Origin of the sequence: Actinoplanes sp. NPDC049598 (assembly GCF_040675435.1) — a bacterium.
Lineage (GTDB): Bacteria > Actinomycetota > Actinomycetes > Mycobacteriales > Micromonosporaceae > Actinoplanes.
Genome location: NZ_JBFAOX010000029.1, coordinates 37,754 through 59,367, shown reverse-complemented (window position 1 = coordinate 59,367; position 21,614 = coordinate 37,754). Strand labels below are relative to the sequence as shown.

21 protein-coding genes are annotated in these 21,614 nt (G+C 72.1%); 11 read left to right on the top strand and 10 right to left on the bottom strand.

Going from position 1 to position 21,614, the window contains the following annotated elements; genetic code table 11:
• Positions 1 to 271: 271 nt before the first annotated feature.
• Positions 272 to 1,168, top strand: a complete 897-nt coding sequence (locus tag AB0J66_RS41495; RefSeq protein ID WP_364672863.1) for a L,D-transpeptidase — start codon at positions 272 to 274, stop codon at positions 1,166 to 1,168.
• 51 nt (positions 1,169 to 1,219) lie between these two features.
• Here AB0J66_RS41495 and AB0J66_RS41490 read toward each other — a convergent pair whose 3' ends face one another.
• The gene (locus tag AB0J66_RS41490) at positions 1,220 to 2,479 is read right to left on the bottom strand and encodes a hypothetical protein (RefSeq protein WP_364672861.1); all 1,260 of its coding nucleotides are present in this window, start codon (positions 2,477 to 2,479) and stop codon (positions 1,220 to 1,222) included.
• Between the two features lie 152 nt (positions 2,480 to 2,631).
• Between AB0J66_RS41490 and AB0J66_RS41485 the strand changes: the two genes are divergently transcribed.
• Positions 2,632 to 3,864 carry an MFS transporter gene (locus AB0J66_RS41485; protein WP_364672860.1) on the top strand — a complete coding sequence of 411 codons (1,233 nt, stop codon included), beginning with the start codon at positions 2,632 to 2,634 and terminating at the stop codon, positions 3,862 to 3,864.
• Here the strand turns inward: AB0J66_RS41485 and AB0J66_RS41480 are convergent.
• Complete coding sequence (locus AB0J66_RS41480; protein WP_364672858.1) at positions 3,861 to 4,352, bottom strand: NUDIX domain-containing protein; 492 nt, start codon at positions 4,350 to 4,352, stop codon at positions 3,861 to 3,863. The two genes, AB0J66_RS41485 and AB0J66_RS41480, sit on opposite strands and share 4 nt — an antisense overlap.
• Positions 4,345 to 5,127, bottom strand: a complete 783-nt coding sequence (locus AB0J66_RS41475; RefSeq protein ID WP_364672856.1) for a hypothetical protein — start codon at positions 5,125 to 5,127, stop codon at positions 4,345 to 4,347. Before AB0J66_RS41475 ends, AB0J66_RS41480 begins: the two co-directional genes overlap by 8 nt.
• Before the next feature lie 89 nt (positions 5,128 to 5,216).
• On the opposite strand from AB0J66_RS41475, the gene AB0J66_RS41470 reads away from it, so the two are divergent.
• Positions 5,217 to 6,029 carry a DUF3097 domain-containing protein gene (locus AB0J66_RS41470; RefSeq protein ID WP_364672854.1) on the top strand — a complete coding sequence of 271 codons (813 nt, stop codon included), beginning with the start codon at positions 5,217 to 5,219 and terminating at the stop codon, positions 6,027 to 6,029.
• Here AB0J66_RS41470 and AB0J66_RS41465 read toward each other — a convergent pair.
• Complete coding sequence (locus AB0J66_RS41465) at positions 6,012 to 7,391, bottom strand: PLP-dependent aminotransferase family protein (protein WP_364672853.1); 1,380 nt, start codon at positions 7,389 to 7,391, stop codon at positions 6,012 to 6,014. The genes AB0J66_RS41470 and AB0J66_RS41465 overlap by 18 nt on opposite strands.
• Before the next feature lie 66 nt (positions 7,392 to 7,457).
• Here AB0J66_RS41465 and AB0J66_RS41460 point away from each other — a divergent pair, with 66 nt between their 5' ends.
• On the top strand, positions 7,458 to 8,342 hold the full coding sequence (locus AB0J66_RS41460) for a DMT family transporter (RefSeq protein WP_364672852.1): 885 nt from the start codon (positions 7,458 to 7,460) through the stop codon (positions 8,340 to 8,342).
• Between the two features lie 69 nt (positions 8,343 to 8,411).
• The gene (locus tag AB0J66_RS41455) at positions 8,412 to 9,137 is read left to right on the top strand and encodes an SDR family oxidoreductase (protein WP_364672850.1); all 726 of its coding nucleotides are present in this window, start codon (positions 8,412 to 8,414) and stop codon (positions 9,135 to 9,137) included.
• Positions 9,138 to 9,147: 10 nt separating this feature from the next.
• Here AB0J66_RS41455 and AB0J66_RS41450 read toward each other — a convergent pair whose 3' ends face one another.
• The 3 genes from AB0J66_RS41450 to AB0J66_RS41440 form a co-directional block, all read right to left on the bottom strand.
• Positions 9,148 to 9,327, bottom strand: a complete 180-nt coding sequence (locus AB0J66_RS41450) for a hypothetical protein (RefSeq protein ID WP_364672848.1) — start codon at positions 9,325 to 9,327, stop codon at positions 9,148 to 9,150.
• Positions 9,309 to 9,743, bottom strand: a complete 435-nt coding sequence (locus AB0J66_RS41445; protein ID WP_364672846.1) for a hypothetical protein — start codon at positions 9,741 to 9,743, stop codon at positions 9,309 to 9,311. The genes AB0J66_RS41450 and AB0J66_RS41445 overlap by 19 nt, the downstream gene beginning before the upstream one ends.
• A 64-nt stretch (positions 9,744 to 9,807) precedes the next feature.
• Positions 9,808 to 11,118: a serine hydrolase domain-containing protein gene (locus AB0J66_RS41440; RefSeq protein WP_364672961.1), complete on the bottom strand. Its 1,311-nt coding sequence runs from the start codon at positions 11,116 to 11,118 to the stop codon at positions 9,808 to 9,810.
• Positions 11,119 to 11,260: 142 nt separating this feature from the next.
• Between AB0J66_RS41440 and AB0J66_RS41435 the strand changes: the two genes are divergently transcribed.
• The 3 genes from AB0J66_RS41435 (at position 11,261) to AB0J66_RS41425 (ending at position 13,160) form a co-directional block, all read left to right on the top strand.
• Positions 11,261 to 11,710 carry an NfeD family protein gene (locus AB0J66_RS41435; RefSeq protein ID WP_364672845.1) on the top strand — a complete coding sequence of 150 codons (450 nt, stop codon included), beginning with the start codon at positions 11,261 to 11,263 and terminating at the stop codon, positions 11,708 to 11,710.
• Between the two features lie 9 nt (positions 11,711 to 11,719).
• The gene (locus AB0J66_RS41430) at positions 11,720 to 12,850 is read left to right on the top strand and encodes an SPFH domain-containing protein (protein WP_364672843.1); all 1,131 of its coding nucleotides are present in this window, start codon (positions 11,720 to 11,722) and stop codon (positions 12,848 to 12,850) included.
• A gap of 112 nt (positions 12,851 to 12,962) precedes the next feature.
• A complete protein-coding gene (locus AB0J66_RS41425; RefSeq protein ID WP_364672841.1) occupies positions 12,963 to 13,160 on the top strand; it encodes a hypothetical protein in 198 nt (65 codons plus the stop codon).
• Here the strand turns inward: AB0J66_RS41425 and AB0J66_RS41420 are convergent.
• Genes AB0J66_RS41420 through AB0J66_RS41410 form a run of 3 tightly spaced genes read right to left on the bottom strand, consistent with a single transcriptional unit; the run spans position 13,157 to position 15,283 of the window.
• On the bottom strand, positions 13,157 to 14,005 hold the full coding sequence (locus AB0J66_RS41420) for an RNA methyltransferase (RefSeq protein WP_364672959.1): 849 nt from the start codon (positions 14,003 to 14,005) through the stop codon (positions 13,157 to 13,159). The genes AB0J66_RS41425 and AB0J66_RS41420 overlap by 4 nt on opposite strands.
• Before the next feature lie 8 nt (positions 14,006 to 14,013).
• Positions 14,014 to 14,601, bottom strand: coding sequence for a dihydrofolate reductase family protein (locus AB0J66_RS41415; RefSeq protein WP_364672839.1), 588 nt, complete (start codon positions 14,599 to 14,601; stop codon positions 14,014 to 14,016).
• Positions 14,602 to 14,617: 16 nt separating this feature from the next.
• Positions 14,618 to 15,283, bottom strand: coding sequence for a hypothetical protein (locus AB0J66_RS41410; protein WP_364672837.1), 666 nt, complete (start codon positions 15,281 to 15,283; stop codon positions 14,618 to 14,620).
• Between the two features lie 110 nt (positions 15,284 to 15,393).
• Between AB0J66_RS41410 and AB0J66_RS41405 the strand changes: the two genes are divergently transcribed.
• The 3 genes from AB0J66_RS41405 (at position 15,394) to AB0J66_RS41395 (ending at position 21,499) form a co-directional block, all read left to right on the top strand.
• A complete protein-coding gene (locus AB0J66_RS41405) occupies positions 15,394 to 15,933 on the top strand; it encodes a GNAT family N-acetyltransferase (protein WP_364672836.1) in 540 nt (179 codons plus the stop codon).
• Between the two features lie 24 nt (positions 15,934 to 15,957).
• Positions 15,958 to 17,094: an aminotransferase class I/II-fold pyridoxal phosphate-dependent enzyme gene (locus tag AB0J66_RS41400; protein WP_364672835.1), complete on the top strand. Its 1,137-nt coding sequence runs from the start codon at positions 15,958 to 15,960 to the stop codon at positions 17,092 to 17,094.
• 3,286 nt (positions 17,095 to 20,380) lie between these two features.
• Complete coding sequence (locus AB0J66_RS41395; RefSeq protein ID WP_364672833.1) at positions 20,381 to 21,499, top strand: globin; 1,119 nt, start codon at positions 20,381 to 20,383, stop codon at positions 21,497 to 21,499.
• Positions 21,500 to 21,614 lie beyond the last annotated feature (115 nt).

The following is a 21,614-nucleotide window of genomic DNA, read 5'->3' as shown; positions in this document are numbered from 1 at the left end:
CGCCCGGGCGGCTCCCCCCGGTGCGCGGAACCCTCCCGCCCGGATGCCCGACCGCGGCTGGGTGCTGCCCGTCGGGGTGGATCGATCATCGCCACGAGCATGGGGTGTTCGGGCTTGCCTGTTGCCGGCCGCGACCCCGGGCCGGGTTGCCGCGTTGGGAGCCTCTGGCGGGTCATGCCGGGGTTCAGGTGGTTCCGGGGTGGGCGACGCATCGTCCTCGGGGATGAGGATATAGGGTATTTGAGGGATTTTCGGGTCTTAGGGTGGTGGTGTGGCGCGTTTTCCGAGCTCTCGCCGAATGGTGGCGGGGTGGGTCTTCGTGGCGACGCTGGCCGGGGGAGCCGGGGTGGCGCGGCTGGAGGCTGCTCGGCCGGTCGGGGTGATGGTGGCCGATCGGGTGGCGGTCGTGCGGCCGGTCGGGCCGGTGCGGGATCGAGTGGTCAAGGCGGTGCCGGCGCCGCGGTGGCTGCCGAGGATCGACTACTGGGGCGCGCCGGGTGGGTTTCCCCGGGATGCTGCGCCGGGGTCGATGGTGGCGATCACCGAGGGGTTGCGGCCACTGCGGAAGCTGGCCGTCTACGACGCGCCGGGCGGGCGGCCCAGGGCTTTCCTGCCGCGGTCGTTCAGCGGGCTGGAGGTGACCGTTCCGATCGTCGAGCGGCGGCCCGGCTGGGTCGGGGTGCTGCTGCCGTCGCTGAACCGGCGTATCGGCTGGATCCCGGCCGCAGAGGCCACCCCGAGCGCGGGTGCCGGGCGCGGGGCCGGATGGGAGAGCCGGCGGCTGCGGGACCGGCTGGTGGTGGATCGCCGGGAGCATCGGCTCAGTTGGATGCGGGACGGGCGGCTCCGGCAGGCCTGGAAGGTCGCCGTGGGCTCGCCGCGCACGCCGACGCCGCTGGGGCGCACGTTTGTGCTCGGGCCGACGCCGACGATCGGCGGCGTCTATGCGGGGCTGGACGCTCTGGTGCTCGGCGCCGTGCCGGACAACCGGGAGGCGCTCGCGCCGGCTCTGCGGAACGGGCACACCGCGATTCACGCCTGGACGCGCGAGTCCGCGTTCGGCCGCAGCATCTCCAACGGCTGCGTCCGCCTGCCCGCCGACGCCCAGCGAGCCCTGCTGCGCCAGATCGAGCCCGGCACCCCCGTCCACGTCGTCGCCGGACGCTGAACGGCGAAAGGGCGCCGCAACAAGCGGCGCCCTTCGCGGTGAGGAAGCGGATCAGCAGCGGCCCTTGGTGACCACCGGCTCCTTGGTCTTGGAGACCTTCACACAGGCGAACGCGCCGTCGGCGGCCACCTGGGCCTTGCCGGCGCCGACGATGCCCACCTTGACGCCGTCACCCTCGGCGTTGCGCTCGGCCACGGCGTCCTTGAGGTACGTGTTGACGTTGCCCTTGTCCAGCTGCATGAGCTGGACCTGGATGCCGAGCAGCTTGGCCTCGGTGTAGGCCGTGTCGCCGTCGAGGTCGTCCAGGCCGCCACCCGCGTACGGCTGGGTGCCGCCGGCCATGAGGCCCGCGGTCAGCTTGCTCGGGTCGATCGTCGCGGCGCCCTCGGGCGCGTTGATCTCGGCGCCCGTGGTCACCTCGAAGCGGACCGCGGCCCGGCCGGTGGCGCCGTCGATGAACTGCAGGAAGTTGACCTCGATGGCGGTCAGCTTCTCGTCCTTGATCCAGAGGTCGAGGGTGATCGGGCGCTCCTTCGGCGCCGCCGGCAGGTCCTTGGCGACGTCGGCGCCGAGCTCCTTGCCGAAGACGCCGGCCAGCCGCTTGATCTCCTCGTACCCCTTGGTGCTGGACGAGGTGACCGTCAGGTGGGTGTCGTCGGCCGGGTCGCGGACGATCTGGGCGCTCTCGAACAGGTTCTTGGCGCTCGTCTCGATCTCGCTCTTCAGCTTCGCGGCCTCGGCCGGGTCCTGCGACGGGGCCGCGGCACCGCCGAGGGCGTCCTTGGTCGCCTTGGCCACGTCGACCGCGACCCACTTGCCGTCGAAGAGCGCGCCCGCCTCGGGCAGCTCGGCCGTGGCCTCTTTGCGCATGTCGGCGACGTCGGCCGCCGGGGCGCCGAGCTTGGCCGCGAGCTCCTGGACCGGGGCCTTGAGGTAGACGACGCCGTCGACGACCCGCAGCTCGGTGCCCTGCACGCCGTCGATGGTGGCCGAGATCGAGGCCCGGTCGTCCTCGTCGCCGTTGCCGGCCTTGTCGGTGGCGATGGTGAACGACGAGTTGAACAGCTTCTTCAGGGTCTCCGTGTCGGGGACGTCAGCCGGGTCCTCGAGCTTGAGACCGGCCGCGAGCTCCTCGGGGCTGCCGGTCAGCTTGACCGTGAAACCGGTCTGCTTGGCCTCGGACAGCTGGGTCGCGGCGTTGCGCAGCTCGAGCTTGGGCTCGAGCTGCTTGATCTGCTGGGCGCAGGCGCCCGCGAAGGCAAGGGCGGTGGCACCAGCGGCGGTTCCCGCCAGGAGGCGCTTTACGCGCATTTTGGATCTCCCCGTGTCAATTGTCAGCAACCTAGGGTGCTGGATCGCCGTCCGGCGCGCCATAGACGAACGTACGAATCCGTGTCAACAGGTGACTGAGTCCTTGATCACGCAGAGCGATGCCGGCGCCCCCGGCGGGGAAAAGCCGGGCCGTGGCGAACAATGGATTCCGGGCGCTGAGGTCCGTGCCCTTCCGCTGGTACTTCGGCGGCCAGATCGCGTCGGCCAGCGGCACCTTCCTGCAGCAGACGGCGATCGGCTGGCTCGTGCTGCAGCTCACCGGCTCGGCGTCGGCCCTCGGGCTCGTGCTCGCCGCCGGTGGCCTGCCGTCGCTGCTGTTCGGGCCGTGGGGCGGCAGCGTGGCCGACCGGTTCGACCTGCGGCGGCTGCTGATCGTGACCCAGGCCGTGTACGGGGCGCTGGCCCTGGCCATCTGGATCGCCGCCGCCACCGGGCACGCCGGGGTGCCGCTGGTCGTCGCGATCGGTGTGGCCGGCGGCATCGTGGGGATCGTGGACTCGCCGGCCCGGCAGGCGTTCGTCTCCTCGCTGGTCCCGCCGGACGACCTGGCCAGCGCGGTCAGCCTGAACGGGGTGGTGATGAACAGCGCCCGGGTGGTCGGCCCGGCCCTGGCCGGCGTGCTCATCGTCGCGGTCGGGGTCACCCCGTGCTTCCTGGTCAACGCGGTCTCGTACCTGGCCGTGATCGGGGCGCTGCTGCTCATCCGCCCGCTCGGCGGGCCGCGGCACAAGCCCACCCACGCCACCGGGGTGGCCGACGCCGTGCGGTACGCCCGCACCCGCCAGCAGGTGTGGCTGCCGCTGACGATGATGGCGCTGGTCGGGTTGTTCGCCTTCAACTTCTCGGTGGTGCTGCCGGTGCTGGCCAAGCAGACCTTCCACGGCGACGGCGGCACGTACGGCCTGCTGTCCACGATGCTCAGTGTCGGCTCGATCGCCGGGTCGCTCGGTGTGGGCCTGGTGAAGCACCCACGGCGGCCGTACCTGATCGTCACCGCGCTGGCCTTCGGGGCCGGGCTGGCCGCGACGGCGGCCGCGCCCAATCCGGCCACGGCCACGGTCACGCTGCTGGTCACCGGGGCGGCCGGGTTCGCCTTCGCCACGCTCGCCTCGACGACGATCCAGCTGCACACGGCGCCCGGATACCGCGGCCGTGTGGTCGCCCTGTGGGTGTTCGTCTACATCGGAACGACGCCGATCGGCAGCGTGCTCACCGGCTGGCTCAGCGGCTTCGGCGGCCCGCGCCTGGCCCTGCTCGTCGGGGCAGTGTCCTGTGTGGTCGCCGCCGTGATCGCGTTGCGGGTCAAGACCCCGCCGCACATCGACGACACGCTGCTGGACCTGAAACCGACAGCGACGGCCTAGCGGGTGGCGAACCAGTGGGCGGCCACCTCGGTGTGCAGGCTGAAGCCCAGCTCCTGCGGCCCGGGCAGGATCTCCCAGCCGAGGGTCTCGTCGTTCGGCTCGGACAACGGCATGTCGGACACGTGGGCGAGGGGCGGCAGAAGACCGAACACGAGCAGGGTTCCGTCCGGTGCGCTGCGCGTATCGAAAAGGCGTACGGCCGAGGGGTTGGCTCTCAGCCCTGTCTCCTCGAAGAGCTCCCGGACCACCGCCTCCGGCCAGGACTCGCCGTAGTCGATGAAGCCGCCGGGCAGGGCCAGCTTGCCGGCGGCCGGGGGAATGGCCCGGCGCACCGTCAGCAGGCCGCCGCCGACCGGCTGCACCGCCACACCGACCGGAGTCGGGTTGCGGTAGCTGGTCTGGCCGCAGGCTCCGCATTTCCGCGGCCAGTCCCGGGCGGCGCCGAAACGGGCCCCGCAGAACGTGCAGTGCAGGAACCGCTCAGGCATGCAGCGGGGAGTTGCAGGCGGCGACCAGGGCCTGCCGGCAGGCGGTCAGCAACGGCCGCAGCGCCGCGTCGCGCTGCTGGGCCTCGAAGCCGTTGACGGCGCCACCGGGGGCGTTCGTCTCGGCCAGGGCCAGGACCTGGTCGAGCACGCTGGCCCGGGCGAACAGCCGCCGGGCCCGCGGGTCGAAGCCGGGCGGCAGCGTCGCCGTGCTCTCCGGGCGGCGCAGCGCCTGCAGCGCGCCGGCCAGCTCCGGTTTCCACTGGGCCACGTCGAGCTTGGTCAGCTGGTTGGTCGCCTCGCCCAGGGCCAGGGTCAGCTCGCCCTCGGCCTCGGCCGCGCCCATCTGGAAGACAGGTTTGTACGCCTCGACGGGGAACCAGCGCCACACCACGGTCTCGAACTCCACGCCGGAGCCCGACACGTGCCGCCGGACCTCGGGCACCACGCCGAACTCGGGGGTCATCACCGCCTCGCCGGCCAGCATGGCGGCCCCGGTCAGCTCACCCGGGCCGGGCAGGCCGCGCGGGTCGCCGGGGGCGGGCAGCACCAGCCGGATGTCGTCGGGATGCACCTTGGCGAAGGCCGGCAGGCCCTGCGGCAGTGGAACATCGGTCCACGTGCCCGGTGCGTCGGCGACGAGGTGCTCCTCGTCGTGGGCGATCTCGTCGGCCAGCTCGTCGAACGGCACGAGCCCGGCCCGCCAGGCGCGGACCCAGGTCACGAACCGGGTGGAGCGCCGCGCGGTGCGGATGGCCGCATCAGCTGCGGGGGACATGCGAGCAAGGGTACGTGTCCACCGGGAAGCTTGTCTCGGCCGGAGAGTCATTAGTCCCGTGTCCCAGCGCACGGGTTACGGTGCCTTGCATGTATGGGGAGGACGTGCTCAAGGGCGACTGGCGCAAGCGGAAAGTCGCGCCCGAGGTGGACGCCGAACGGGACCTGGTCGTCGAGGACGCGGAGTCGGGCTTCTGCGGCGCGGTCATCGGCTTCGAGCTGGGCGCGGTGGTGCTCGAGGACCGGTTCGGCAAGCGGCGCAACTTCCCGCTCGCGCCGGCCGCGTTCCTGCTCGACGGCCGCCCGGTGACCCTGCGCAAGCCGGCCGCGGCCCCGGCCCAGGCCCAGCGGCGGGTCACCGCGTCCGGGTCGATCGCCGTCGGCAACGTGAAGGCGCAGGTGGCCAAGGCGAGCCGGATCTGGGTCGAGGGCATCCACGACGCCGCCCTGGTCGAGCGGATCTGGGGCGACGACCTGCGCATCGAGGGCATCGTGGTGGAGCCGCTGGACGGCATCGACGACCTGGCCGGGGCGGTGCGCGGGTTCCAGCCGAGCGCTCGGCGGCGGCTGGGCGTGCTGGTCGACCATCTCGTGCCGGGCTCGAAGGAGAGCCGGATCGTGGCCGCGGTCACCGATCCGAACGTGATGGTGACCGGTCATCCGTACGTCGACATCTGGCAGGCGGTCAAGCCGGAGCGGGTCGGCCTGTCGAAGTGGCCGGTGATCCCGCCCGGGCGCCCCTGGAAGGAGGGCATCTGCCAGGCGGTGGGCGTGCGTGAGCCGGCCGACATGTGGCGGCGCATCCTGCGCTCGGTGAGCACCTACAAGGACGTCGAGACCCCGCTGATCAACTCGATGGAGCGGCTGATCGACTTCGTGACGGTGCTAGAGGATCCGGCCTAGGCGGCGCGCGGCCTCGGCCAGGCGATCGGGCGGCTGCGCCGCATAACCCAGGATCAACCCCGGCGGTCCGGGCGCGAGGCGGTGCCACGACAGCGGGTGCGCCAGTACGCCCTCGGCGGCGGCCGCCCGCTCGGCGAGAACCGTGTCGGGGGTGTCGCCGTTCGTCATGATCAGCAGGTGCAGGCCGGCGGCCACCCCGGTCACCCGGACGCCCGGCGCGTGCCGGCGCAGACCCGCGAGCAGGGCGTCCCGGCGGCGCCGCTGGCGTGACCGCACGGCCCGCAGGTGCCGCTCGTAGTCGCCGGTGGCCAGCAGCCGGGCCAGCACCAGCTGGGGCAGGGCCGGATTGCCGAGGTCGCTGTCGTGCTTGGCCGTGAGCAACTCGGCCTGCATCGGCCGGGGCGCGATCAGCCAGCCGAGGCGCATACCCGGTGCGAGCGATTTCGAGACACTGCCGCAGTACGCGACGTGGTCGGGCGCCGAGCCCTGCAGGGCGGCCACGGGTGCCCGGTCGTAGCGGTGCTCGGCGTCGTAGTCGTCCTCGATGATCAGACCCGGCCAGTCGAGCAGCGCCCGCCGCCGGTCCGGGCTGAGCACCACCCCGGTCGGGAACTGATGGGCCGGGGTCAGCACGGCCGCGTCCTGGGTGAGCGCGCCGACCCGGATGCCCTCCTCGTCGACGGGGACCCCTTCCGGGCGTACCCCCCAATGCGCGAGTTGATCACGGGCCCCGCGGGACCCCGGGTCCTCCACTGCGACAGCAGTGTGGTTGTGCGCGCGCAGCGTCTGGGCGAGCAGGGCCAGGGCCTGGGCGACGCCGCCGACCACGATGACGTCGTCCGGCTCGCAGCGCACGCCGCGGATGCGGGCCAGCCAGGCCGCCAGCTCGGTGCGCAGGCGGGGCGTGCCACCTGGATCGCCGTAGCCCAGATCGGCCGCGGTGATCTCGTCGAGGACCGCCCGCTCGGCCCGCAGCCAGCCCGCACGAGGGAACGCGGAGAGGTCGGGAACACCGGGGGAGAGGTCGATGTCGATGTCCTCGCGCGGCGGCAGCGGCAGCTGGATCGCGGCCAGATCGCGCCGGCGGTCGGTGGTCCGGCGCGCGGCGGCCGGTGCGGCCGTGACAACAGTGCCGGCGCCCGCGCGCGCGGTGGCCAGGCCCTCGTCGACGAGCCGCTGGTAGGCGTTGACGACCACGCCCCGCGAGACGGCCAGCTCGGCGGCGAGCAGCCGGGTCGCGGGCAGCCTGGCCCCGGGCACGAGACGGCCGGCCGTGATGGCGGCCCGCAGCGCGTCGGCCAGCCAGGCGGTCAGGCCCTTGCGGGGCGCCTCGGCCGGCCGGAGCTGGAGGAAGTCGGACATTGGTCCCCCTGAGGGCTCCCGGATTGGTCCTTCAACCGGACCATAGCGCGGACGAGCATCAGGGGCGTGACATCTTTGCTCGCCCTCTCCGGGGCTCTCGGAATGGTCTTCGTCGGTGGCAGCGTGGCTGTCTCAGGCGTTCTCAGCGACGCTCCCCTTTTCACCGTCCAGGCCCTGCGGTACGCCGTGGCGTGCTTGCTGCTGATCGTTTATGCCCGGTTCCTCGGGCGTCGCCTCGTGCGCCCTCGCGGCACCGAGTGGCTCTGGCTGGGTGGCGTCGTGATCACCGGGATGGTCGTCTTCAACCTGGCGCTCGTGCACGGGGCCGGGCACGCGGAGCCGGCCGTGCTCGGAGTGGCCGTGGCCTGCGTGCCGCTGCTGCTCGCGGTGGGCGGGCCGCTGTTGGAGGGGCACACCCCCGCACCGCGCCTGCTCCTGGCCGCGGCCGTGGTGACGGCCGGGGCCGTGCTGGTGCAGGGGCTCGGGCGGGCCGACGGGATCGGCTTGCTGTGGGCGCTCGTCACGTTCGTCTGCGAGGCGGGCTTCACCCTGCTGGCCGTGCCGCTGCTGAAGCGGCACGGGCCGCTGGGCGTCTCCGTGCACTCGACCTGGATGGCGGCCGCCGTCTTCGGTGTCCTCGCGCTCGTCTCCGGGGAGCCGCTGCGGCTGCGCGCCGGGCACGTGGCGGCCGGGGCCTATCTCGCGGTCGCGGTGACGGCTCTAGCGTTCGTCCTCTGGTACACGTGCGTGTCCCGGCTCGGGTCGGCCCGCGCGGGACTGCTGACCGGCATCGCCCCGATCGCCGCCGCCGCGACCGGGGTGGCGCTCGGCGGCCCGGCGCCCAGCCCGCTGGTCTGGGCCGGCATCGCCCTGGTGGCTCTCGGCCTGGTCGTGGGTATGTCGCCGGCCGCCACCGAATCAGTGATACGCAAGACTCGTATCAACGCTTAGGGTCGTGCTAGAGTCGTCATATCGGCGATACGCAGACGGCGTATCGACATGATCGTAGAGGTGATACCCATGGCTGTAGCTGTCGTCACCGGTGCCTCGCGCGGGATCGGCCGCGCCGCCGCCATCGCCCTCGGCCGGGCCGGCCACGACGTCGTCGTCGGCTACGCCGGCTCGCCGGACGCCGCGGCCGAGACCGTCGCCCTGGTCACCGAGGCCGGCGGCCGGGCCGTCGCGGCCCAGGCCGACGTGGCCGACGAGGGGGCCGTGGCCGGCATGTTCGACCTGGCCGACAAGGAGTTCGGCGGCGTCGACGTGGTCGTCAACTCGGCCGGGCTGATGGTGCTGTCCCCGGTGGCCGAGCTCGACCTCGACGACCTCGACCGGATGCACCGCACCAACATCCGCGGCGCCTTCGTGGTGGCCCGCGAGGCCGCCCGCCGCCTGCGCGACGGCGGCGCCGTCATCCTGGTCTCCACATCCGTGGTCGGCCTGCAGTTCCCCACCTACGCGGGCTACGTGGCCAGCAAGAGCGCCGTCGAGGGCATCACCCTGATCCTGGCCCGCGAGCTGCGCGGCCGGAACATCACCGTCAACACGGTGGCCCCCGGCCCGACCCGCACCGACCTCTTCCTCGATGGCAAGGACCAGGCCACCATCGACCGCCTGGCCGCCCAGCCGCCCCTGGAGCGCCTCGGCGAGCCCGAGGACATCGCCCAGGTGATCGCCTTCCTGGCCTCCCCGGCCGGCCACTGGGTCAACGGCCAGACCGTCCGCGCCAACGGCGGCATCGTCTGACCGCCGCCGATCAGCCCTTCCGGGTCTTCGCCGAATTGGCCGCCGATGAACGCCCGGAAGCGCCCGCGATCTTCGCGATGGAGGAGCGGACCGTCTTGCCGGTCGCCTTGCTGCGCTCGACGAGCAGCTGGGCGGCCTTGACCTGCGTCTTGGTGACATAGATCTTCTTGGTCACGGCATCACGACCCATCTGTCTGCTCGTCCTTCGAGTGTATGGACGCATTTCCCGTCGCCGGTATCCCTCGCCGGCGCGATCGGCTGGACCACAGCATCGGGGTCCGTTTCGATCTCGTCGGGCAGGTTGCCCAGGACGGCTACCAAGGCCGCGTCCACGAACTCCTGGACGTCCTTGTCGCAAAGGTCGGAGGTGGTCACCGCGACCAGTTGCGACACGCCGAGGTTCGCCTTGGCTTCGTCGTCGCTGATTGCGAGCTCGGCCGCCCATTGCAGAGTTTTCATCAGTTGCTCGCGCCTCGATCGCTTCTCCAGTTCTGTGGCGCCGCGGCGAGTCACGATGTGGCCGATGGCGGCGCCGGCGAACGCCGCGGCGGGAGTGCCGAAGCTGACGGCGTAGACCGCCCATGTCGGTAGCTCGGTGGCAGGCACGCGCGGAACTGTATGCGCGACTAGGTGCGGTGCGACAGGATGTCACCCGTTCGAGAGGATCAGTTCAGGCCAGGTGGGCGGGGTCGCGGCTGAAGACGAAGGTGGCGATGTCGAGGCGGTCGACGGCGCCGTCGGGGGTGCGCAGGACGGTCAGCACCTCGCCCTCGTTCTCGCCGTCGGCGCCGCGCCAGCGGTCGGGGGCCTCGCGGGTGAAGCGGGTCCAGTGGAACGGGCCGGTCATCTCCAGGGTCTCGCCGGCGGCGACGATCTCGTACTCGCGGCCCATCCACCACCAGCGGCCGACCAGGGACGCCGCCTCGCCGGTGGGGGGCGCGGGCGGCTGCCAGGGCGCCGGGGGCGGCGCCGGCTCGGCGTCCAGCACGGTGGTCAGCGCGTCCAGGGCCACCTGCTTGATGCCGGCGCCCCGCAGGCCGTACGCGTTGGCGAAAGCGATCACGCCCAGTCGGCTGCGGCGGTGGACCGCGAGGAAGGAGTTGTACCCCGGCATGGAACCGCTGTGGCCGACGAAGACGCGCTCGCCGACCCGGAACAGCTGCGGGCCGAGGCCGTGGCCGCTGGTCCACGACTCCAAGTCGCTGATCACCACCGGCGCGCACATCTCGTCGACCGTTTCGCGGGACAGCACGGCCGGGGCCGGATCGGTCCAGAAGGCGGCCCACTTGGCCATGTCGGTGATGGTCGACCACAGTTGGCCGGCCGGGGCCATCGCGCCCGAGTCGAGACGCGGCTCCTCGTGCATCGTCCCGCCCAGCGCGTGCACCACGTAGCCGCGGGCGAACGGCTCCACCGGGTTGTACGTCGTGCGCTTCATCCCCAGCGGGTCGAGCACCCGCTTGCCGACCAGGGTCGGCCAGCTCTCACCGGTGACCCGTTCGAGGACGGCGCCCAGCAGCCCGTACGCCAGGTTGGAGTAGCGGAAGCGCCGGAACGGCGGCCCGGCCACCTTGTCGTAGCCGAGCTCGGCCAGCAGCCGGTCGACGTCGCCGCCGGCCGCCCGCTCCCACCACGCCCCGTCCGGCTCGCGCTGGAGGCCGGAGACGTGCCCGAGCAGCTGGCGCAGGGTCACGCCGCCGATCGGGGTGCCCGGCAGGTGACGGTAGAGCAGGTCGTCGAGGGCGAAGAACCCCTCGTCGCGCAGCTGCATGACCATCGTGGCGGTCAGCGTCTTGGTGATCGAGCCGAGCCGGTACTGCGTCTTGGCGTCCGGCCGCGGGTGTTCCCCGGCGAAGGACTGGTGCAGCACCGCCCGGTCCCGCACGACGGCCAGGGCGAAGGACGGCGTACGCCCGTCGGCCTGGGCCCGCGCGGCGATCTCATCGACCCGCCGGCCGGTCTCCGGCAGCAGCGATGGCAGCAGCGACACGGTGGACCCTCTCGATAAACGACTGATGGGTACAACTGTGCATCCCCGATTGAGTGTCGCCCCCGAAGCCGGAGAATCTGCGCCCGGTGTATGGGAAGTCGCCGTACGTGCGCGCGCGTGCAACGATCGAGTGGTGGAAGCGATTCTCTGGATCGTGCTAGGCATCGCATTGGCGATCGCCGAGGCTTTCACGGCCACGCTGCTCATCATCTTCTTCGCGGCCGGGGCCCTGGCCGCGGCCGGCGTGGCCGCCCTCGGCGCGCCGCTCCTGGTCCAGGTGATCACCTTCGCGCTGGTCTCCGGCGTCTCGGTCGGGGCGCTCCGGCCGATCATCCTGCGGCACGCCAAGTCGGCCGCCGAGACGGGTGAGACCCCGTTCGGGGTGGAGGCGATCGAGGGCAGCCACGGCCTGGTGCTCGAGGAGGTGGGCGCCGACCAGGGTCTGATCAAGCTGGACGGGGAGCTCTGGCAGGCCCGTTGTTTCGACGGCAACGAGAAGTACCTTCCCGGCGAGCGCGTCCGGGTCATCAAGGTCAAGGGCGCCACTGCCATCGTGTGGCGCGACGATCTGCCCAACATATAGAGAGGCGCCATGGAAGCAGTGATCGGTGTTCTCATCATCGTGATCGTGGTTTTCGCCATCGTCACGTTGCTCCGGTCCGTCCGCATCGTCCCCCAGCAGCGTATGGACGTGGTCGAGCGCCTGGGCAAGTACAAGCGGACCCTCAGCCCGGGTCTGAACCTGCTGGTGCCCTTCGTCGACTCGGTGCGCAGCAAGGTGGACATGCGCGAGCAGGTCGTCTCCTTCCCGCCCCAGCCGGTGATCACCTCCGACAACCTGGTCGTCTCGATCGACACGGTGCTCTACTTCAAGGTCGTCGACCCGGTACGCGCCACCTACGAGATCTCCAACTTTCTGCAGGCCATAGAGCAACTGACCGTCACCACGCTGCGCAACGTCATCGGCTCGCTCGACCTGGAGCGTGCCCTGACCAGCCGGGAGGAGATCAACCGGCACCTCTCGTCGGTGCTGGACGAGACCACCGGCCGGTGGGGCATCAAGGTCACCCGGGTCGAGATCAAGGCGATCGAACCGCCGCCGAGCATCCGTGACTCGATGGAGAAGCAGATGCGCGCCGAGCGGGAGCGCCGCGCCACGATCCTGAACGCCGAGGGTCACAAGCAGTCGCAGATCCTCACGGCTGAGGGTGAGAAGCAGGCGGCGGTGCTGCGGGCCGACGGTGACCGGCAGGCCCGGATCCTGCAGGCGGAGGGCCAGGCCAAGGCCATCCGTACGGTGTTCGACGCCATCCACACCGCGAATCCGTCACAGAAGGTCCTGGCGTATCAGTACCTGCAGGCCCTGCCGCAGATCGCGAACGGCACGGCGAACAAGGTCTGGATCGTCCCGGCCGAGCTGACCAAGGCCCTCGAGGGCATGGGCGGCGCGCTGGGCGGCCTGGCCAACATGGCCGGCGACATTCCCCGGGCCGACGTCGACGCGGCCGCCGTGGAGCGTGAGGCGGCGGCCGCGGCCCAGGCCGCCACCGCCGAGGCCAACAAGATCAACGAGGCCGTACGGGAGGCTGAGGCGCAGGTCAGCGGCGATCCCGACAAGACCGCGGCGTTGCCCGCGCCCGAGCCGATCCCGCCGTCGGCCGCTCTGGGCGGGGCCGACTACAACGGCGCGGCCGAGATCGACGGTCAGCGCGAGCGCGCCTGAGGGTCTTTTGGACACGGCCGGCCCGATCGGGTCGGCCGTGTCGCGTTCCAACGGGGATAATCACCCTGCGGCCGGCGCTCCTCGCTCGGCCACGGACGCTAAGGAGCCACGGATGTCTGAGCCCACCGCCAACGCCGAGACACCGGACGAGACGCCGGAGCCCGAGGAGTTCCTCAACCGCGCGGCCCGCCGGGCCCGGGGCAAGGGCAAGGGCCACCAGCACCAGCACACCGAGCAGTCGGGCGGCGGCGCGCACGGCCGCGGCTCGGTCCAAAGCCCCCGGCAGTACGGCAACCGCCGCAGCGGCTAACCAGCGCTGTCTTCAGTCCGGTCAAGGGCGGCCGGTGGGGTGGTCGGAATGGGGTCCTCGCGACCTAGCTCCCAGAACGCCACCGCGGCCGCCGCCGCAACGTTGAGCGAGTCGACGTTGCGGCGCATGGGAATCTTCACGGGCACATCGCTGGCGGCCATCGCGTTCTTGGACAGCCCCGGCCCCTCGGCCCCGAGCAGCAGAGCCGTGCGCTCGCGCTGTCCGCGAGTGAGCCGCTGCAGAGCGACCGCCTCGGGGTCGGGGGTCAGGGCCAGCACGGTGAAACCGGCGTCCCGCAGCTGCTGCAACCCGTCCGGCCAGGGTTCCAGCGTCGCGTACGGCACCGCGAAGACCTCGCCCATGCTGACCCGCACGCTCCGCCGGTAGAGCGGGTCGGCGCAGGTCGGCGAGAGCAGCACGGCGTCGACGCCGAGCGCGGCCGCCCCGCGGAAGACCGCCCCGATGTTGGTGTGGTTGTTGACGTCCTCGAGCACCGCCACCCGCCGGGCGCCCGCGATCACCTCGGCCGCCGCGGGCAGCGGCCGCCGGTGGAACGACGCCAGCACGCCCCGGTGCACGTGGAAGCCGGTCACCTTCTCCAGCACGGCCGGCGCCGCGGCGTAGACCGGGGCGTCGTCCGGCAGGTCGGCGATCTGGTCGGTGCGCTTGGCGTCGATCAGGTACGACCGCGGGCGGTACCCGGCCCGCAGCGCCCGCCGCAGCACCAGCTCCCCCTCGGCGATGAACAGCCCGTTGGGCGGCTCCCACTTGGTGCGCAGCTCCAGATCGGTCAGCGCGCGGTAGTCGCCCAGCCGCTCGTCGGCCGGATCGGTGATCTCGAAAATCACGGGTGTCAGTCCACCCGGTACGTGAGGTGGGTGGCGTGGCCGGTGGGCCGCACGTGGATCTGGCGCAGCCCCCGCGGCGACGCCCCCTCGAACAACGGCGTGCCCGAGCCCAGCAGCACCGGGGCCAGGTGCAGCCGCAGCTCGTCGACCACCCCGGCCTCGATCGCGCCGCGGATGACCGCCCCGCCGCCCATGATGACCACGTCCCGGTCGTCGGCCAGCGCCACCGCCTTGGCCACGGCGCTGCGCACCCCGTCCACCACGAAGCTGAACCGGTCGCCGAGGCGTACGGCGTCCGGAGGGGTTGACGTGACCACGAGGACCGGGGGAGCGGCGTTGAGACCGGCGCCGTAACCGACCTCGTCGTTCCACCCGTTCGGGCCGTCGACGATGTCGAAGAGCGCCCGGCCCATGATCACAGCGCCGGTGGCGTCGGTCGACTCCTGCAGCACGGCCCGATCGGTCGCGTCCCCCTCGAAGACCCACCGGTGCAGCGCCTCACCGCCGTCGCCGAGCCCGTTGTCCAAGCCCGGGTTGGGTCCGGTGACGAACCCGTCCAGCGAAACCGAGATGTCGGCGACCACCTTTGTCATGGTCGCAGCATGCCACTCACGACTTCGGGATCAGACGGCCACCCGTCCACGCGAGACCCGTCCCGGCCGCCAGGAGCAGCAGCGCCCCCACGGTCGGCAACGGCTGACGGGCCTCGGCCCCGGCCCCCAGGGCCACGGCGGCGAGCATGAGCAGTACGCCGTCCGCCGGGTTGACCAGCCGCGAGCGGAAGACCGCCCAGCCCAGCACCAGCCACCCGGCCCCGGCCGTGGCGGCGGCGGTCACCGCGACCAGATGCAGCTGACCGGCCGAGAGCGGCGCGCCCGCGGCCACGGTCCCCTCCGGCAACGCGATCAGCGGCAGGGTCAGCACCAGACCGCCCAGCCCGACCAGCAGCCCGGTCAGCGCCGCCCGCCGGGTCCTCGCCCCGGCCAGCAACCCGGCCAGGGCGATCATCGCGATGGCGGCCAGCCAGTTCGCGGCCACCTCGACCACCAGCGGCCCCGGCGGCGTGTCGATCCCCAGCGTCGTCCAGCCGTACAGAAGAGCCGCCGTCGGCAACGCCCACAGGGCGAGGCGCGCGTAGCGGCGTACACCCCAGACCCAGACCGCCTCCCGCACCGGAAGGTGATCGTCCTGTCCGGCGGAGCCGGCGGCCCCGACCCACGCCGGGGAGACCCGTAGAGGCCGTCCGCTGGCCGTGCGGTGATGGCTGATCGTCATGGGTACGCGCCTTTGCGTCGGCTCAAGCCGGGATCCTGGCCGAAGCCTTGCAAACGCCCGGGGCACTCGCAGGCGATTGGCGCAAAAAGTTCCCGATAGGCTCATCGACGATGACTGAACTGCGCACCGACCGCCTGCTCCTGCGCCAGTGGCGCGACGACGACCTGGACGCCTGGGCCTCGATCAACGCGGACCCGGCGGTCCGCGAATTCTTCCCGACCGTGCTGACCCGGGAGGAGTCGCTCGCCTCGCTGTCGCACTTCCGGGACGAACTCGGTCAACGGGGCTGGGGGTGGTGGGCGGTCGAGGCGCCGGGCGAGGGCCTGATCGGCATGGCCGGGCTCGACCCGGTCGACGAGGAGGTCCCGCTGCAGGGCATCGAGGCCGGCTGGCGCCTGGCCCGAAAGACCTGGGGGCGGGGGTACGCGACGGAAGCAGCGCGCGCTGTCCTGACGTACGGATTCACGCAGCTCCACCTGCCGGAGATGCTCGCCATCGCGGCTGTGGGCAATGTCCGCTCGCATGCGGTGATGCGCCGCCTCGGAATGACCCACGACCCGGCCGAGGACTTCGACGACCCGACGGCGCCGGCGGGGCCGTTGCGGCGCTCGGTCGTCTACCGCTTGCGCAACCCTCACCTCGCCGCCTGACCGTTCCGGGGCCAGGATGAGGGCATGAGCGACGAGCTGGTGGTGGCGCCCTTGGCCGAGTTGCGACGGCGGCGCAGTGAGAAGTGGCGGGCCTTCCCCGACGACGTGTTGCCGCTGTTCGTGGCCGAGATGGACTACGACTTGGCCCCTCCGGTGACCGCCGCGATCTCCGAGGCCGTGCGCAACGGCGACCTCGGCTACGCGTCGTCGGCTCCCGGCCTGGGCCGGGCCCTCGCGGGCTTCGCCGCCCGGCAGTGGGGCTGGGAGATCGACCCCGGCCAGGTCACCGCGGTCACCGACGTCGGCATCGGCGTGGTCGAAATGATGCGCGCCCTGGCCCGCCCCGGCGACGCCGTGGTCATCAACCCGCCGGTCTACTCACCGTTCTTCGACTGGGTGCCCGAGGTCGGCGCCCGCATCCTCGAGGTCCCCCTCGCCGACGGCCGTCTCGACCTGCCCGCGCTGGCGGCCGCCTTCGCCACCCACCCCGCCGCCTTCCTCCTGTGCAACCCGCACAACCCGGTCGGCCGCGCCCACACCCGCGACGAGCTGGCCGAGCTGGTCCGCCTGGCCCACCTCTACCGGGTGCCCGTGATCAGCGACGAGATCCACGCCCCGCTGGTCCTGCCCGGCGCCACCTTCACCCCGTTCCTGACCCTCCCCGGCGCCCCCGACATCGGCGTCAGCGTCCTCTCCGCCAGCAAGGCCTTCAACATCGCCGGCCTCAAATGCGCCACCGTCATCACCACGAGCCCGCACATGGCCCAGGCCGTCTCCCGCTTCCCCCGCAACCCCGACGACCGGGTAGGCCACCTGGGCGTCCTGGCCTCCATCGCCGCCTTCACCGACGGCGACCCCTGGCTGGCCACCCTGCGTACCACCCTCGCCAACCGCCGCTCCCAGCTGGCCGACCTGCTGCAGACCCACCTGCCCACCCTCACCTGGACCCCACCCGAAGCCACCTACCTGGCCTGGCTGGACGCCTCCCCCCTGGGCCGCGACGCCGACCCCCAATCCCACTTCCTCACCCAAGCCCGAGTGGCCCTGGAGCCCGGCCCCAAATACGGCGCCATCGGCTCGGACCACGTCCGCCTCAACTTCGCCACCAGCCCGGAGATCCTCACCGAGGCCGTCTCCCGCATGGCCGCTTCGCTGCTCTGACCCGATCCCACGCCGGCGTTCGTGGCGTGACCCGAGCCCATGCTGGCGTTCGTGGCCGGGCACGTGCGCATGCTGGCGTTCGGACCTGGCCTGCGTCCCGCCCGCTTCCCTCCCCTAATTGCCTGCCCCTCTCGTTCGCGGGTAGTGCGAGCGGCTGACCGCAGTCCTTGCCGGGGCATCGACTTGTCGTGTCCTCGCTACGTTCGCGAGTTGCTGTTTGGCGCCGCATGTCCGCGGCTTCCGGCGCCACCCGGCGCCGGCGTCGCGCGGCGAATGTTCGTGAAAAATGGTATCCCGCGCGGATCTTGACGGCCCCGATTGGTGCCATCGCCACTACCGAGACCGCTCACGCTCCCGGCCGGCGGCTTTTATTCACCAAGTTGATCGCGTCGGGGTCCATCGCTACATCTCGTATCTTCGGAAATGTGTGTGCCGATCCGTTCGAAGATGCGTGCCCGCCGGTTCGGGACAAAACACCTGGTTTGATTGTGACGCATTCGTCCGGTGTTGTGATCGGGTACAGCTAAAGCGTCCCGACGTACCATTCCGACTGCCGTTGAGTCTCTTTTTGGTTGCGGGATCGTGTCGGCGGCGCCGGACCGGATCGCTTGAATAGTCGACAGGGTGGCATGCGTCCACGACGGCCGTGCGTGTCTCCGAACAGGCTCGATGATCCGCTTGATCAGGCGGTTGGGCGGGACCAGGCGTGATCACCGCGGCACCCGGGCCGCTGGCCGGTTCGGGCGTGACGCGCCCGCCGACCGAAGACGCAGTCACGGTCGGCACCGGTTCGATCGCCGTCCACAGTTGAGGCGGAGGCATGGGTGCTGGTGGTTTGATCGCCGCTGGCGGGTGCGGCGAGGGGATGGGTGCTGCTGGTTCGATCGCCGCCGACAGTTGAGGCGGAGGCACGGGTGCTGCCGGTTTGATCGCCGTCGACGGGTGCGGCGGGGGCACGGATACTGCCGGTTCGAACGCTGCTGCTGCGGGGGATGGCGGTGTGAGTGCGGCCGGCTGCGGTGTGCACGGGTCCGAGGCGAGGGGCGGTTGCCTCGTGGTGGCGTTCGCCGCGGAAGGCTCAGCGGCGTTCGTCCAGTCGGCCGGAAGTTGGGGCATGCGTCGCTCTCGGGCGCATCGGGCGAACTCGGCCCTGGCTGCCTCCACGGACCCATACATGCGGCGCTGCTTCTCGGCGTACCGTTGCGCTAATCCCCAATCGCGGCGCTTCTTCTGGGCGCGCCGGAATTCCTCGCGCTCGGCAGAATAATTTTTCGCCTTGGTGCGATCGCGCATCGCTGCCGTCTCGGCCCGGCTGAACAATGACATCTGCCCTCGCATCCAAGAATTGTCCCGCACCCGGACCGGCGGCGTCAGTTCTGAATCATGCCAACCTCGATAAAACTCCGCTTCCTGGGTCGCGCCGCGAGTCGTATCACCATTCGCGAATAAGGCTTATCGCGCCGTGATTGCGGGCGCGCTAAAGTTCAGGATCTGCTGCAGACAAGACTCCACCATCCCCTACTGGCGTCAGCGGCGCACTTGCCGATGACACGTGAGCCAAGTCTCCTTCACGAACATCGAGAGAAGGCGGAGCTGGCCCTGCCTCGTTCCAGCGTTGGCCATGGCCCTGGCGGTCCAGCCCAAGGCCACCGAGCTAGCCTCCTAGGACGATCAAGGGAGCGTGAGCTGACCGCAGCAGGGCTGGCCGCTGATGTGAGGCAGGGGAGGAAGCGGGCGAGGGCCTTCTGATCAGAGGTAGAGAGCCGTTGTGGGGTAGGGGTGAAATGCGCTGGTTTGCGGCAGTACCGTGAGAGGAGATCGGAGAACCGCTCGGCGGGGGTGGGTATCGGTGTCGTCCGGATCGGGTCAGGGTTCCGGGGCGGATCAGCATCTGCTGGCGCTGCTGCGGGCGATCCGTCTGCGTCAAGCGGCTCCGGATGCGGTGGCCGCCGGGATCGCCGACGCCGCGGCGGCTCTGAGTGAGCTGGGTACCGAGGCCGGCGATGAGGAGCGCCCTGCTCTTCCGCCTGGTCAGGAACACAACGCGCTGCCGCCCGGTGCGACGCGCCTTGGACTTCCCGCGGCCCCGCCCCACGCGGCCGGTGAGAACGGGACGGTACGACCGCGCTGGGCCTCGGCTGCCCGGGCGCCGGGTGCGCTCGGATCCGATCTCTCGCCCGTGGAGGAGCCGGCAGACCCGCACCGCCGCGCCCCGGGACCGTTCATCTCGGGCATCGCGGAAACGCCAAGTCCCGGCGCGACCGGACCGGGCGGCCCAGGCGCGACCGGACCGGGCGGCCCGGGCGTGGCCGGACCTGGCGGCCCGGGCGTGGCCGGACCTGGCGGCCCAGGCGCGACCGGACCGGGCGGCTGGGGCGATACGGGAACGTCTGGTCCGAGGGATGCCGGCCCCCCGGGTCCGGGCTATGCGGCGACCTCAGGACGGGACGCTGTGGGACGACCTGGCCAGGGTGATGGCGGTCGGCTGGGCCCGGGCAGTGCGGGATTGCCGGATTCCGGAGTGACGGGGAAAGGCGGAGGTGGGGGCCGGGTCATTCACTCGCCGATGGCGGGGGAGGGGGAACCGCCGCACTTTGACGATCTGCCGGAGGGGCAGGCCGGGGGCTCTGGCGGGCGGAGCTTCTGGGACAGAGGTCGGGGGCTGTCGGCGGGGCCGGGAGGTACGGCGGCGGGGAGGGCTGCGTTGCCTGGGCTTACCAGCACTCCGCGGGTGAACAGGCCGGGTGGCAGCTCCGAGTTCGCACCGTTAAGTGGGTCGGTGACTGAGCCCGCGGCGGGACGACAGGAGCCGAGTCGGGCTGAGGCTTGGCTGGCGGTGCCCGGTGATGCTGACGCGGGGGGCTTCGACGCGGACAGCGGGACCGAGGCGGTGGGGCGGCCGCATCGGAATCAGTTCACCGGGCTGCCGGTCCGGCGGCCCGGAGCCGACGTGCAGCCGAGCCTGCGGCCAGGGCCGGCGGCGCAGGCGGGGGACGAGGACCACCCGGGCACGGGGCCGGACGGGGAGCAGCACCCAGGGGTTGAGCTGCAACCGCGGAGCTGGTCGAGTGCTGAGGTGCAGCCGCGGACACGGCCGATGGGCGGCGCGGGAGCCGGGGCGGGGTGGGCCGGTGGGGCCGGGGCTGGGGCTCGCCCCAGGTGGGCGGCCGGGGGTCGGGGCGTACCGCCGAGGGGTGAAGCCGCGGCACGGCGGTTGCCGGGGATGGATCTGCCGCATGTGATGCCGCCGCTGGTTTCTGTGGTTCGGGGGAGGGCCGGGGATGGGATGGACCCGGCCGATGATGCGCTTCTGCGGCAGACGCGGCGGCTGCTCAGTACGAGTCTGACCTTCGCCGGGGGGCCGCGTGAGGTGGCGGAGCGGCTGCGGGGGGCGTTGATGCAGGCGTCGCCGGAGCTGGTGGCGGCGCTGCCGGGTGGGGCGGCCCGGCAGACCGAGCAGCTGGCCGAGGCGGTCACCTGGCTCGTGCACCACCTGGACCATCCGCCGGTGCTGGTGGACGGCTGCGGGCGGCTCGGGGCGGCGCTGGCCGCGTGCGGGGTACGGGCGAGCCAGCTGCAGCTGGTAGGGGCGGCGCTGGCCGAGGCGATGCGGGCGGGGATGGCGCCGGGGCAGTGGCGGCAGGATTTCGATGTGGCCTGGCGGTCGACCTGGCAGCACGCCTATGAATGGATTGTGCACGGTGGAGCTTCGGCGGCCTACACGCCGCCCGTGTGGGATGCGGTCGTGGTGGGGCACGAGCTGCGGCGGCCCGACCTCGCCGTGGTGCGGCTGCGACCGTTTTTGCCCATGCCGTTCCGGGCCGGGCAGTTCGCGCGGATCCAGGTGCGGGAGCAGCCGGCCATCTGGCGGCCCTATTCGCTGGCCGGGGGCGACGTGGTCGAGCTGCACGTGCGGGCCAAGACCGGGAACGGGGTCAGCGGGGCGCTGGTGCACCGGACCCGGGCCGGCGACCGGGTGCGGCTGAGCCGGGCCGAGGGCGGCATGACGCTGCCCGCCGATCCGGGGCGCGGCCTGCTCATGATCGCCGGTGACACCGGGGTGGTGCCGTTCAAGGCGCTGCTCACGCAGCTGGCCGAGGCCGGTGACGCACGCTCGGCGGTTCTGTTCTGGGGCGTACGCGACCTGGCCGAGCTCTACGACATCGAGGAGCTGACCCGGATCGCCCGCGCCGCCCCGCACGCCACCGTGATCCCGGTCGTGGCCGAGGGCGACCCCGGCCCGTACGCCTCCGGGCTGGTCATGGACGCCGTGGCCGCCTACGGCGAATGGCCCGGCCACGACGTCTTCCTGGCCGGCCCGCCCCTGATGATCGCCGCCACCGCCGCCGCCCTGCACCAGCTCGGCGTGACCGCGGACCGCATCCACCACGATCCACCCGAGTAAGCCCACCCAGCGTGCCCGGCCCAGCGTGCCCGGCCCAGCGTGCCCGGCCCAGCGTGCCCGGCCCAGCGTGCCCGGCCCAGCGTGCCCGGCCCAGCGTGCCCGGCCCAGCGTGCCC

Excerpts from the sequence above, each read along its gene's own strand:
- AB0J66_RS41475 (WP_364672856.1), bottom strand. The coding sequence starts at position 5,127 with ATGTCCCCCGCAGCTGATGCGGCCATCCGCACCGCGCGGCGCTCCACC.
- AB0J66_RS41400 (WP_364672835.1), top strand. The coding sequence starts at position 15,958 with ATGAGCGACGAGCTGGTGGTGGCGCCCTTGGCCGAGTTGCGACGGCGG.
- AB0J66_RS41455 (WP_364672850.1), top strand. The coding sequence starts at position 8,412 with ATGGCTGTAGCTGTCGTCACCGGTGCCTCGCGCGGGATCGGCCGCGCC.
- AB0J66_RS41465 (WP_364672853.1), bottom strand. The coding sequence starts at position 7,391 with ATGTCCGACTTCCTCCAGCTCCGGCCGGCCGAGGCGCCCCGCAAGGGC.
- AB0J66_RS41425 (WP_364672841.1), top strand. The coding sequence starts at position 12,963 with ATGTCTGAGCCCACCGCCAACGCCGAGACACCGGACGAGACGCCGGAG.
- AB0J66_RS41395 (WP_364672833.1), top strand. The coding sequence starts at position 20,381 with ATGGACCCGGCCGATGATGCGCTTCTGCGGCAGACGCGGCGGCTGCTC.
- AB0J66_RS41405 (WP_364672836.1), top strand. The coding sequence starts at position 15,394 with ATGACTGAACTGCGCACCGACCGCCTGCTCCTGCGCCAGTGGCGCGAC.
- AB0J66_RS41410 (WP_364672837.1), bottom strand. The coding sequence starts at position 15,283 with ATGACGATCAGCCATCACCGCACGGCCAGCGGACGGCCTCTACGGGTC.
- AB0J66_RS41430 (WP_364672843.1), top strand. The coding sequence starts at position 11,720 with ATGGAAGCAGTGATCGGTGTTCTCATCATCGTGATCGTGGTTTTCGCC.
- AB0J66_RS41470 (WP_364672854.1), top strand. The coding sequence starts at position 5,217 with ATGTATGGGGAGGACGTGCTCAAGGGCGACTGGCGCAAGCGGAAAGTC.
- AB0J66_RS41490 (WP_364672861.1), bottom strand. The coding sequence starts at position 2,479 with ATGCGCGTAAAGCGCCTCCTGGCGGGAACCGCCGCTGGTGCCACCGCC.
- AB0J66_RS41415 (WP_364672839.1), bottom strand. The coding sequence starts at position 14,601 with ATGACAAAGGTGGTCGCCGACATCTCGGTTTCGCTGGACGGGTTCGTC.
- AB0J66_RS41480 (WP_364672858.1), bottom strand. The coding sequence starts at position 4,352 with ATGCCTGAGCGGTTCCTGCACTGCACGTTCTGCGGGGCCCGTTTCGGC.
- AB0J66_RS41450 (WP_364672848.1), bottom strand. The coding sequence starts at position 9,327 with ATGGGTCGTGATGCCGTGACCAAGAAGATCTATGTCACCAAGACGCAG.